This window comes from Arthrobacter sp. H14 (assembly GCF_000520495.1).
Lineage (GTDB): Bacteria > Actinomycetota > Actinomycetes > Actinomycetales > Micrococcaceae > Arthrobacter_C.
Genome location: NZ_KI914686.1, coordinates 1 through 10,994 on the forward strand (window position 1 = coordinate 1; position 10,994 = coordinate 10,994).

The window sequence follows — 10,994 nt, forward strand, 5'->3', positions numbered from 1 at the left end:
ACGATGGGTCGAAGGACGAGAAGCCGCCATAAACGGCGCCGACAACGGGGTAGGCCGCTTCATCCCAAAGCAAGCAATCACCTGGATGTACTCCGATACTGAGCAGCGTTTCAACTGCTGCAACGAGAACGCGGTGAACCTCTTTAAGGACCCACGCGCGGCGGACTTCACCTCAATAGAACTTATCGTCCAGACGGAAACCCCAACGAGCTGTCCTCGTTAGTACATAACGAGTCGACGATGCTGGCCGAGAATATTCTGGCCCGCTGCCTGCAGGCCAGGGAAAACGTCGTCATTGAGGGGACTCCCTTCTGGCCGGGGCTGGGCACGCGATACCTTGAAAACCTCGAAGCCAACGACTACGGTCACCTGACGATTCTCGATGTCGAATTAAGCCTTGCGGTCGCCCTCGAACGGGCCCGCGCACGATGGGTCGAAGGACGAGAAGCCGCCATAAACGGCGCCGACAACGGGGTAGGCCGCTTCATCCCAAAGCAAGCAATCACCTGGATGTACTCCGATACTGAGCAGCGTTTCAACTGCTGCAACGAGAACGCGGTGAACCTCTTTAAGGACCCACGCGCGGCGGACTTCACCTCAATAGAACTTATCGTCCAGACGGAAACCCAGGACTGGCCGCCTGCCTCTACGCATCTGAGTCGGTAGTGGTCGAAGTTGCGGGGCTCATCAAGAGCGCCATCGGCATCTTCCTTGGCGGCGTCGCAGGGTTCCTCCTCTATAACCCGCTTTTCAGCCAGCTGATAGCGCCGATTATGAACGTCGCCGATAATGAAGACCGTTTCGCCAGCATCAACTTCGACGGCGTGGCATCCTCGTTCGACCTGATGGTCCAGACGTCGGTGTTCCTGGGCCTGCTCCTCTCCAGTCCCGTCTGGCTCTACCAGATGTGGGCCTTCATCACCCCCGGCCTCAAAGACAAGGAGCGCAGGGTCGCACTGTCCTTTATGGCCGTATCGGTGCCACTGTTCGTTGGCGGAGTATTCCTGGCCTGGCTGGTATTGCCCAACGCCGTCCGGGCCCTGCTCAGATTCACGCCCGAAGGCGGCTCCAACGTCATCACCGCCCAGCTGTATCTGACCTTCGTGATGCGCCTGCTGCTGGCCTTCGGCATCGCCTTCCTGCTGCCGGTGGTGCTGTTCGGCCTGAACCTTCTCGGCGTGCTGAGCGGGCGGCAGATCCTCAAATCCTGGCGCATCACCGTGCTGTTTGTCTGTGTCCTGGGAGCCATGGCCGCCCCAGGGCCGGACATTATGAGCATGTTCTACCTCGTCATACCGCTGCTGTTCTTCTTCTTCCTCGCCACCGGACTTTGCCTGCTCAATGACAAACGCCGGCGTCGTCGGACCGTCAAACGCGAAGACGAGACGGAGGCGGCCGCCGACACCGCCACGTCCGCGGACAACCTGAGCAACCTATAAAGGCCCCGCCCCTACCGGCAAACCCGAAGCAAATTCGTTCACGATCCTTCCCAAGCGCTCTGATATTTGTGCAGACGACTTCTGAAACTGACACGAATTCTCATGTTCAGCACTCATCTGCACGATCATCCGCGCTACTCCGGGGGTTGTGCAGACGACTGTTGACATTGAAGTGTCAGAAGAACTCGCCTGCGCGGTTGTGCATTTTGTCAGGAGTGCTCTGCACGAATCGACGTTGACGAGTCATCGGCCATCACGGACTCCGGTGGTCTTGGTGGCAGGTGCCGGTACAGGCTGGATCGGGTGATCCCTGTCTTGTCCACAATCTCGGGTATCGATAGTCCCGTATCGAGCAGGTGCGCGGCATAGGCAAGCTTGCTCGGGTCGACGACGGAGGGCCTGCCGACTCTTTTGCCTTCGCTGGTGGCCACGGACCGGGCGTGAGCTGCGCGCTCGATAGCGTAGGTTCGTTCCATCTGTCCGAACAGTGCCAGCATCACCAGGGCCAGCTGTGCCATCGGGTCCTCTGGCTTGGCGGAGTCCACCCGGATAGGGTCGGCGAGGTTCCGCACTCCGATCCCGCGTTCGGCCAGGTCGTGAATCATGTTCAACGTGTCGCGGACGGTGCGTCCGAGGCGGTCCAGGGTGTGTACGACGATGATGTCTCCGTCGCGGGCGTAGTCCAAGGCGGTGTTGAGGCCGACCCTGTTGGTTGTGGATCCGGATTTCTTATCTACATAGATCCGCTTCTCGGGGATGCCTTCGGCCGGACCATCCGCGAATTTGTTCTCGGAGCGTTGCTGACGCCGACCGCTGTCAGCATCCTCTGGTTCACCGTATTTGGCGGCACAGGAATCAATCTCCAGCAAAACGGCGTCGACATCGCCGGTACCGGAAGTGAAGCGGCCGGATTCTTCGTGGCCCTGCAACAGTACCCACTCTTCACGGCGGCCGCGGTCGCAGCCATCGTCCTCATCTGCACCTTCTTCGTTACCGGAGCCGACCCCGGTGCACTGGTGCTGGGCACACTCTCCACCAGCGGCAGTAAGGAACCCTGGACACCGGTGGTTGTTTTCTGGGCCGCTCTCTCCGGAGTCGTTGCCGCCGTACTGCTGCTCGTGGGAGGACTTCAAGCGCTGCAGACCTTCACTATCCTGGCGGCGAGCCCGTTCATACTGGTCATGATCGGTCTATGCGTGGCAATGTACGCAGACCTCAGACGCGACCCTCTACGCCAACGCTCACGTATCCCGGTCAGGTGCGCCGCCGCCACCCCGTCATCAGTACCTTTCAGCGACGCCGCTATGGAAGCTGACGACCGCGGAGACGGCGATCCTGCCACTGAAGGGCGAACTTCCGGCAACGAATAGAGAACGGTCGGAACGACCGGCCGGCGCCGGAATTAGCAGGGTCGGAAGGGCGATGTCTGCTGCGCCAACCCGCAGCGCTACACGGGACCAGACACCGCTTAGGCTGTCGGGTGCCCTGCAGGCTCCGGAGACGGCGTCTCGTTGTAGCCGGTGACGATCGTACGCTGGGGAACCCCGTTGCCGTCCCGGTACGCGATCGTGTTGACCGGCAGGCTATAGAGGGCGGATAGTGTCTTGTCGGTCATCAGTTGGTCCTTTGTGCCTGATTGAACTTGCTGGCCGCCCATCAGCACCACATGATCTGCCAGATACAGGGCGTGGTCTGGATGGTGCGTACTCAACAGCAGCGCCATCCCGCCGGCCATCAACTCCCGCAACAGGGTCAGGACGCGCATCTGGTTCTTCAAGTCCAGGCCTGTGGCAGGTTCATCAAGCACGAGGATAGGGGAACCGGCGGCGATGGCCCGTGCGATCAGGACAAGTTGTTGTTCACCGCCGCTCAAAGTTGGGAACAGGCGGTCCTGAAGGCCTGAGATGCCCACTCTCGCCATGGCTTCCGCCGCCGCCGAGTGGTCTTCCTGACCGGGGGACCGGAACATTCCGACCTGGCGGGCGCGGCCCATCAGTACCATGTCCAGTGACTTATACGCGAAGGAACTGCCGTGAGCCTGCGGTACATAACCCACGGTATCCGCCCGGTGTACTTCGCCTTCGCGCACATTCAACAGCCCGGCAGCGCAGCGGACCAGAGTCGTCTTGCCGCTGCCATTGGGACCCAGAACTGCGGTGGCGGAACCCGGCGATACATGGAAGCTGACATTTCGGAAGACCCATTCGGAAGACCTTCGCCGGGCGTAGCCGAACCCCACGCTATCCAGCTCAAGCATTGTCCCAGATCCTGTCCCGGTTACGCCGCAGCAGGATAAAGAACACGGGCGCACCGATGAGAGCGGTGAGTACACCCAATGGGATTTCACCGGCCGTCGCCGAACGGGCGACCGTGTCCACGAGAATGAGGTAAGCACCGCCAACGAGAAACGACACCGGCAACAGGACGCGGTGGTCAGGACCAACCCACATCCGCACTAAGTGCGGGATGACCAGACCGACCCAACTCACCACACCGCTCACCGCGACCGCGCCGGCGACGATCAACGCGACGCAGATGAGCACCACCCATCGCAAAACCCCTGGCCGAAGCCCGAGAGAGGTGGCATCCTCGTCTCCGAGGGAGAGCACATTGACTCGCCAGCGCAGGGCGATCAGCACAATAGTGCCGGCCAGAATGGGAATAACCGCTATCAGGACCTTCGCGTAGCTGGCGGTTGCCACACTTCCCAGCAACCAGAAAACGATGGCGGGCAGGGTGGTGAAAGGGTCGGCAATGTAAGTGACCAGGGACACGAGGGCTGAAAAGAAGGAACCAGTAACCACCCCGCCCAGGACGATCATCAGCATCGGTGTTCCGCCGCGGCCGGACGTGATCAGGAACAGCAGCCCCAAGGCGGCCAGGCCAAAGATAAACGCGCCTCCGACAAGCAGGAGTGAACCAAGCCCGAGCAGCAAAGCCAATGCGCCGCCGAACGAGGCACCGGCGGAAACGCCGATAATCTCCGGGCTGACGAGGGGATTGCGGAAGATGGCCTGCAAAGCTGCGCCGCCGATGGCCAAACCGCCGCCGACCAGCAGTGCGAGAAGGATTCTTGGCAGACGGATGAGGAGAACAACGCTCTGCTCGGTTTCCTTGAACGCGGTGTCGACAGGAACGACTTCGGCCGAAAGGATCTGCAGCACATTCCAGAGCGGCACCTGGTACCGGCCCACCGTCAACGCCAGCAGGCTAACGCCGATCAGCAGTATGGAGCCGAGCGCGATCGGGCCAATCGATGTCCTGAAGAGCGCGTGCAGCGCATTCTTCGGCCGTGACGGCGCCGGCGTCGTTGCCTCATGAAGCATTGAACTGCTGGTAGTTGGCGGACTGGCCGTTCGCCGTGGTCCAGAGGATTTCGTCGATTTCCGCAGGGGTCGTTTGGTGGGCGTAAAGGAAGTCGAAGTAGTCGGAGACCATGGCCCGCAGATCGCTGGTGTTTTCCGGGAAGGCAATGTTGGTCAGCCAATTCCACATCAGCGGAGATTCCTGTCCCGGTGGATCCCAACGGTAACCGCCCAGAGGGACCTTATAGACCCGATTGGAGCGGACCGCCGAAATGTCCGCCCACACCGGATCCGAGTAGATATCGTCCGGCATGGCGGCGTCGAAATTGCCCAGCAGTATCACCTCCGGGTCCCACGCCAGCACCTGTTCGACATCCACCCCCACCATCCCGGGCGCGGCAATGCCGTTCGCTCCGGTGGCGGGATTGGTGCCACCGACCAGCTTGATATAGAAATCGTTGTAAGTCTCTTCTCCGGCGACTATCAAACCGCCGTCGAACCGGTTGAAGTAGAGGATGCTGGGCCCCTGCCCGGTTCTGCCGGAGGCCGTCGCCTTGACCTCCTCGAGTTCCTTCGCGGCCCGTGCTTTCATCTGTTCGGCCCTCTTGGGTTTGCCGAGCATGGCAGCGAAAATTTCGGTCCAGGCGTCGACGCCTTCCTGGGTTCCGGTGTTGGTCAACCCAATGACCTTAAGCCCGGCGTTTTCCAGCGGCTTGGTGAGCAGCGAGTCCTCCCACTGGATGACGACGTCGGGATTCAGTGCCAAGATACTTTCCACGTTGGGCGTGAAGTCGTTCCGCGCGATGTTGTGGGGTACCTCGAGCGCGTTCGGGAACATGTCGCCCATGATCCCGTCCCTCATCGCGGCCCAGGACACGCTGTGCATTGCGGCAAGGTGATCTGCGGTACGGTCGACGGCCACCAACAAGGACGCCGCGGGCATCGGGATGGTGACGACACTGGTGACCGGTTGGTCAAAGGTGATGGTTCTGCCCTGCTGGTCCTTGAATCGAATCCCGGCCCCGGATGCGGGCCCGCCACCCGGCGTGGAACTGTTTTGGCCGCAGGCGGTCAAGAAAACAACGCTTCCACCGACGACGGCGGTCGTCAGGACCGAGCGGCGGGTCATTTCGACACGGTCCATACGGCGGCTCCTGTACACGAACCTACAGCAAAGCTTCAAGGTAGTACGTCAATGCTTCACAGCATCCGCCCGAAGTGTAAGCCTGTCAAGGCTTTACTGCTCCGGTCAGAACCCTTGTAGCTCGCTCGGCACAGTGCTATGTTCACAGTTATTGAGTGGATCGAGGCCACAGCATGGTTATCAACGGTGCCCAACTATTCGTCCGTTACGCTTATCCTCCAAATTCCCACGGCAGTTGTGGTCCCCTCGATAGCGATGCCCTGCTGCATTATGGGCAAGCCGGCGTGACGGATCAGGGTCTGGTTGAACTGGCCAAGGGCTTCGCCGGTGCTTGGCCGTACCTGGAACTGATCGCCGGCGCCACCGGGATCAGCGATCCTCTGGATCACCGGGTGGTCGAGGCCTACTGGGTGGGTAATCCGCTCCTGGATGCGGTGGGGGTGACCCACATTGGAAATTCCATGGAGGACCGGTTCCGCGCGCGTACCGGGCTGCAGTTTCCGCATCTGATCGAAGGCGTGCTGGCGGGCGGCGTCCCGCATCATAGCTTCCATGTCCTCGAAATCTATCCCTGGCTCGGTCTGCTCCGGGATGACCGCAGACGCTCGACAGCGTTGATGTCCCTTGATCGTTGCCGCATCCGCTGGGGCGAGGTGGTCGGTTTCACCGGAGACGAAGCATTAGTACGCTCCCGTCCGCTGGTGTGGGATGGCACGGCACTTTCGTTGGGGGAGGCGGAAACGGAGGCGGCCAAGTATGCCGTGTCCGGAACCGGCTTCGTCGCTGACCTGGCCGTCGGCGACGTCGTATCACTGCATTGGGACTGGGTGTGCGACAGGCTCACTCCAGTACAGCTGCACCAATTGCAGAGGTACACGCAACGCCACCTGAAAATAGCCAATACCGGTGTCGAACACCGGGGAACTGCAGTGGCGATCGAGCACTAACCGTCCGGCATCCTCTCACGTCCCATCAGTTCCAAACCGCTCAGCGCCTGTTCCGCTCCGGCAGCGTCGACGCGTTCAAGCGCGAAGCCCATGTGAATAATCACCCAGGTGCCAGGTTCCAGTGGCCCGTCGTCCAGCAGCCCAATGTTGATTTTCCGCGGCACGCCGGAGACGTTAACCAGTGCCAGCTGGTCGCCGTAGCCTTCGATAAGTTCCAGAACCTGTCCCGGAATCCCCAAGCACATTATTGCTCTCCTCCACTGAGGCCGGACGGAATATGTTCTGTTATCAGCGTCCGGATATTGGCAGCCGCTTCCGGGATGGCCCGGGTTACGGCGTCGGAAAGCCCGATCCCTTCGTCAATGTCAGCCGGAATGCATCCGACGACATACGTCAGGGGCAACTCTCCGCCCAGCGCCCGCAGGCGGTTCAGCACGGTCATCGGATCCATGCCGTGCGGGTCCAAGGCCGGTGTGGCCGCGGCGTTTGTCAGGTTTTCGCTGCCGACCTGCAGCACTCTGATCGTGCCTGGCCCGTTGCCGGTGCTTCCCAGCTCGGTGGGCGCCGTGGCAGGGATGGCATCCACCAGTATCAGTGCATCAACGCCGTCGAGTAGGTCGTAGGCGAGGTGCATTCCGCGGATGCCGTAGTCAACGATCTGCACCCCTGTGTGCAACCCGGTGGAATCACTGGCCAGATAGCGAGCTACCTCGGGCCCGAATCCGTCGTCACGCAGGAAAATGTTACCTACGCCGGCAACCAGGATGCGAGCAACGGGGACTGCGGCGCCGACTGCGGCGCCGACTTCGGAGCCGGAATGTGTCCGGGTACTGCTGCTCACATTGACCTGATCTTCAAGTAGCGTTTGATGTCGGGAATCGACTTCACCCCTATAACGATCGCAAATGAGGCTAGGGACACCATCAGGGCGGTGGTGACGACTCCTATACTTCTCATGGTTGGTTTTCCTTTCTCTGGTCCTGGGTAGGCCCCGGCTCAGGGGGCTCCACCTTTAGGGGCTCCAACTCGTCCGGGGCGAAATAAAAGGACCGCCCGTACCCGTCATAGAGGTCAGAGGCCGGGTCAACGTCAAGCACGAGGCCAACATGGGTGCTGCCGTCGACGTCGAAATGAACGCTGGTGACACGTGCAGTCTGGCCGGCGAAGAACAGATCCTGGGCATCGGCCCGTCGCTGCGGGTGGACTCTGACCAAGCTGCCGCGCGACACCGCGACACCCTTGATGACGACGGCGTCGACGTCGGGCTGGACGCTGGCATCGGCTTCCGGATGCCACCACGGCAAGCCGGCGGCGGGGGCATCGGCGGGATAGCCGCTTGTCGCTGAGAATGGTTCGTCTTGCTGGGCGATGACAGCCTCTGGAGGGTCCTCGCAGAAGCCGGGCTCCTCCGTCGTGGCCGTAACGTTGGCTGCTTCGGCCCGGGGATTGCGGAGAACACCGTGCAGCTGCTGCAGTTCCTGCGGTGTCATCGCTTCGCAGCGGTCGATGATTTCGGCGGCCCGTGGATCCGTCGCCCGGGCTTCGGCTTTCTCCTCCTCTGTCAACGTCAGGACCCGCAGGGTGAGGATCTCGTCAATCTCCGTTGAATCGAACAGCGCCACCGAACTCTCCGGAGCGACGGCCGGGTGGTCATAGAGGATGATGGGCGAGATCAGCAGCACGTCGCGCTGGCCCTCGGGTCCTGCGAGCACGGGCCAGCACCGGTGTTGGGCGCAGCCGGCAGCGGCTGCCTGGGCCTCCGCAGGCGGCTCTAGGAGGGAGATGAAGTCCGCGTCCTGTGTGCTCAACAGCAGATGGGTGCCGATGAACGACGTGGCTACGGCGTCGTGCTTGTCCGCCGTCAGTCCCGGAGCTGTGTTCTCGGCTGAGACCCGAAGCCTCACCAGCCGGCCGGAATTGGCTCCGTTAGGTGGCGCCGGATCTTCAGGACCATCGCCGGCGGCGTGATCGGCAGATGCTCCGTCCGGCATACTCAGGCCCAAGTGGACCGTCCCGGACAATGCCAGACGGCGGCGCACGAGGCGTCCGGCGGGAAGTCCGGCATCATCCTGGAGCACTTCAATATCCTCGTTGGCGGGCACGTCGACGGGGATGCTTTCTCCCGCTTCAAGCTGCGCGAGGGCGAAAGGGCCCAGCGTGATCTCCTGCTCGGAGGCCTCATCCCAGGTGAGCCAGCGGGCAGCGCCGACGGTGAGCTCATTCACCGGAGTGAAGGTCCCGTCGTCGAGCCGTTCAGCACTACGGGTTTGCAGCTGCAGGAAGCGCAGATGGACTTCCACCGACGCCTGCGGGCCAGCGGTCAGCAGCGCGTCCGCGAACATCGTGCTCTCCTCTCCGGCACCTGAGGCCGCGGCTCCGGGGGGCCCCAGCATACCGAACTGCCAGCGCGACTGGTTCTTCCGCGATGAGGCGCGGTAGGGGTAGAGGAGATAGCCCTCATAGAGCACGGCGTCGGCGACGGCGCGGGCCAGGCTGAGGCTGGGATTGCCGGTGCCCGGCCTTGATGCGGGCGGCGGGTTCCCAGCTGCGGGGTTCACCGCATCGGCGTTCATCGGACCGGGTCCGGCGCGTTGGCCAGCAGGCTCTGGACGGCAGTGTCCCACGAGGTGAGTCCCAGCGAGGACTTGTACTGCGCCAGTGCTTGGACTATCTCACGGTCCATCCTGATCCATCCGGTGTTGGGGAAGTATTGGTCCATGAGCGCCCTCCAGACAGCAACCGGTAACTGGTACGAAGCCTCACAATTCCAGGAGATCTGCTCCACCCCGAACCCGTTGGAGCCCTTGGTAAAGATGGTTCCGGAAAACAGCAGCGCCAGCGGAACGGACCGCTCGCGCAGCGCGTGGAGGTACTTGGATGCGGTGACTTCGAAGTCGTAAGTGCATGGCAGGGGGAGGTCGACGTCGGTGGCACCGGTAAAGCCTTGCACCGTTGTGCTGCTGTGCAGCCAGAGGAAGGGCTTCAAGGTGGATGGCCACCGGGCCCTGTCGCCGAAGAGGTCCTGAAGTCCCGGCTCTTCCTCCTCGGCGTAGCCCCGACGCTGAGGTTCGATGCGGACCTGGCAGCGCAGGGCGATAGCGTGGATGACCGCACCGGTCGTCTCGAGCAGGCGCAGCCGGGCCGTCAGCTGGGGAGTGGCGCCATAGGGCTCGGCAAAGATGTTCAGCACATCGAAATCAAGTTGGGTCATGCCGGACCGTTCCCTTCCGCCGGGGCCGCAACGTCGGTACCGTCGATGTTCGCCTCGGGGGTGGTTCTGCGTGCGGCGGCTGTCGGCACGGGTTTACTCCTGCGGCTGACCTTGTCGAAGAACACGTCCAGCTGTTCGCGGGCCTCTTGCCCGCCGTCGAACCCGCGCCATACCCGGCGCAGTTGCCCCACCAGCTCGTAACAGGCGTCAATGGGCACGATGTGGCATTCCGCCCGGGGCCGCTCCGCTCCGGGACCGCGAATGAGCAGGGCTTCGGTATCGGGGGCAGCCTCGGCCAGCTCCGGATTCCGGGCCTGGACCGATTCCCATGCCGCCAACGGCAATTCGGATTCGGTGGCGCCGGCCGGGCCGGGATAGAAGGCGATGGTGCGTCCCATCCCGGTGTTGTGGAAAAAGAAGGCCAGCCCGACGGGTATCTCGAGTTCGTCCCATTGTCCGGAGCCCAGTTCAAAGTCCGGAAACGAAAGATAGCGTTCCGGAACGGAACGGTAGCGCAGGTGCGCGTTGCGGTCGATGAAGAGCAGGTAGCAGGGCCGGCAGGTGCACATCATGGCACGGCTCTCGACGTCGACCACGTGTTGGTGTTTGTCCGATATTGGTTCTGCGCACATTTCGCAGTGTTCCCCGACGGCTGGAGCGGGACGGTTACGGGTTATACGTCGCAATACGGAGAAAGGCGCGTCATCGTTGGCCGCGTCCTTGACGCGGCTACCCGATGCGCCGTTGGGCGTCCAGGATGTCGTCATCGTCCGCTGCTCTCTCATCAGACCGGACCGACGACGCCGGGAACGGCCACTGACGTAACGCTATCGCGGACGAGCAATGGCAGCGGATCGAGATGCAGGGCCGGCTCCTCCAGGCAGGCGCCGGCGCGCCGGACGTCGTAGTGCTTGCGGCAGGTGGGGCAGCGGAGCAGGCCTCCGCCCA

The 10,994-nt window shown here is 62.3% G+C and carries 14 protein-coding genes and 1 pseudogene; 5 read left to right on the top strand and 10 right to left on the bottom strand.

What is annotated here, in order from left to right:
• The 3 genes and pseudogenes from Y707_RS32300 to tatC all read left to right on the top strand — a co-directional run.
• Window positions 1-223: pseudogene (locus Y707_RS32300) on the top strand (zeta toxin family protein); the annotation flags it as partial.
• A gap of 17 nt (window positions 224-240) precedes the next feature.
• On the top strand, window positions 241-666 hold the full coding sequence (locus tag Y707_RS27420) for a hypothetical protein (RefSeq protein ID WP_051442183.1): 426 nt from the start codon (window positions 241-243) through the stop codon (window positions 664-666).
• On the top strand, window positions 666-1,439 hold the full coding sequence (gene tatC, locus Y707_RS0118330) for a twin-arginine translocase subunit TatC (RefSeq protein ID WP_026536149.1): 774 nt from the start codon (window positions 666-668) through the stop codon (window positions 1,437-1,439). Before Y707_RS27420 ends, tatC begins: the two co-directional genes overlap by 1 nt.
• Window positions 1,440-1,648: 209 nt before the next feature.
• Here the strand turns inward: tatC and Y707_RS27425 are convergent, their stop codons facing one another.
• Window positions 1,649-2,368, bottom strand: a complete 720-nt coding sequence (locus Y707_RS27425) for a recombinase family protein (RefSeq protein WP_253905254.1) — start codon at window positions 2,366-2,368, stop codon at window positions 1,649-1,651.
• Between Y707_RS27425 and Y707_RS27430 the strand changes: the two genes are divergently transcribed.
• Window positions 2,261-2,809, top strand: a complete 549-nt coding sequence (locus Y707_RS27430; RefSeq protein WP_253905259.1) for a BCCT family transporter — start codon at window positions 2,261-2,263, stop codon at window positions 2,807-2,809. The genes Y707_RS27425 and Y707_RS27430 overlap by 108 nt on opposite strands.
• Before the next feature lie 98 nt (window positions 2,810-2,907).
• Here the strand turns inward: Y707_RS27430 and Y707_RS0118345 are convergent, their stop codons facing one another.
• Genes Y707_RS0118345 through Y707_RS0118355 form a run of 3 tightly spaced genes read right to left on the bottom strand, consistent with a single transcriptional unit; the run spans window position 2,908 to window position 5,888 of the window.
• Window positions 2,908-3,696, bottom strand: coding sequence for an ABC transporter ATP-binding protein (locus Y707_RS0118345; protein WP_026536151.1), 789 nt, complete (start codon window positions 3,694-3,696; stop codon window positions 2,908-2,910).
• A complete protein-coding gene (locus Y707_RS0118350; protein ID WP_081744997.1) occupies window positions 3,689-4,765 on the bottom strand; it encodes a FecCD family ABC transporter permease in 1,077 nt (358 codons plus the stop codon). Before Y707_RS0118350 ends, Y707_RS0118345 begins: the two co-directional genes overlap by 8 nt.
• Window positions 4,755-5,888, bottom strand: a complete 1,134-nt coding sequence (locus tag Y707_RS0118355; RefSeq protein WP_026536153.1) for an ABC transporter substrate-binding protein — start codon at window positions 5,886-5,888, stop codon at window positions 4,755-4,757. The genes Y707_RS0118350 and Y707_RS0118355 overlap by 11 nt, the downstream gene beginning before the upstream one ends.
• Before the next feature lie 173 nt (window positions 5,889-6,061).
• Here Y707_RS0118355 and Y707_RS27435 point away from each other — a divergent pair, with 173 nt between their 5' ends.
• On the top strand, window positions 6,062-6,835 hold the full coding sequence (locus tag Y707_RS27435; protein ID WP_035782567.1) for a DUF6390 family protein: 774 nt from the start codon (window positions 6,062-6,064) through the stop codon (window positions 6,833-6,835).
• Here the strand turns inward: Y707_RS27435 and Y707_RS0118365 are convergent.
• Genes Y707_RS0118365 through Y707_RS27440 form a run of 6 tightly spaced genes read right to left on the bottom strand, consistent with a single transcriptional unit; the run spans window position 6,832 to window position 10,678 of the window.
• Window positions 6,832-7,080 (bottom strand): HypC/HybG/HupF family hydrogenase formation chaperone, encoded by a 249-nt coding sequence (locus Y707_RS0118365; RefSeq protein WP_026536154.1) that lies wholly within the window; start codon window positions 7,078-7,080, stop codon window positions 6,832-6,834. The genes Y707_RS27435 and Y707_RS0118365 overlap by 4 nt on opposite strands.
• A complete protein-coding gene (locus tag Y707_RS0118370) occupies window positions 7,080-7,676 on the bottom strand; it encodes a hydrogenase maturation protease (protein WP_081744998.1) in 597 nt (198 codons plus the stop codon). The genes Y707_RS0118365 and Y707_RS0118370 overlap by 1 nt, the downstream gene beginning before the upstream one ends.
• A complete protein-coding gene (locus Y707_RS33560; protein ID WP_026536156.1) occupies window positions 7,673-7,792 on the bottom strand; it encodes a DUF6893 family small protein in 120 nt (39 codons plus the stop codon). The genes Y707_RS0118370 and Y707_RS33560 overlap by 4 nt, the downstream gene beginning before the upstream one ends.
• The gene (locus tag Y707_RS0118380; RefSeq protein WP_253905255.1) at window positions 7,789-9,408 is read right to left on the bottom strand and encodes a hypothetical protein; all 1,620 of its coding nucleotides are present in this window, start codon (window positions 9,406-9,408) and stop codon (window positions 7,789-7,791) included. The genes Y707_RS33560 and Y707_RS0118380 overlap by 4 nt, the downstream gene beginning before the upstream one ends.
• The gene (locus Y707_RS0118385; RefSeq protein ID WP_026536158.1) at window positions 9,405-10,046 is read right to left on the bottom strand and encodes a DUF6084 family protein; all 642 of its coding nucleotides are present in this window, start codon (window positions 10,044-10,046) and stop codon (window positions 9,405-9,407) included. The genes Y707_RS0118380 and Y707_RS0118385 overlap by 4 nt, the downstream gene beginning before the upstream one ends.
• The gene (locus Y707_RS27440; protein ID WP_253905256.1) at window positions 10,043-10,678 is read right to left on the bottom strand and encodes a DUF5947 family protein; all 636 of its coding nucleotides are present in this window, start codon (window positions 10,676-10,678) and stop codon (window positions 10,043-10,045) included. The genes Y707_RS0118385 and Y707_RS27440 overlap by 4 nt, the downstream gene beginning before the upstream one ends.
• Between the last annotated feature and the right edge of the window lie 316 nt (window positions 10,679-10,994).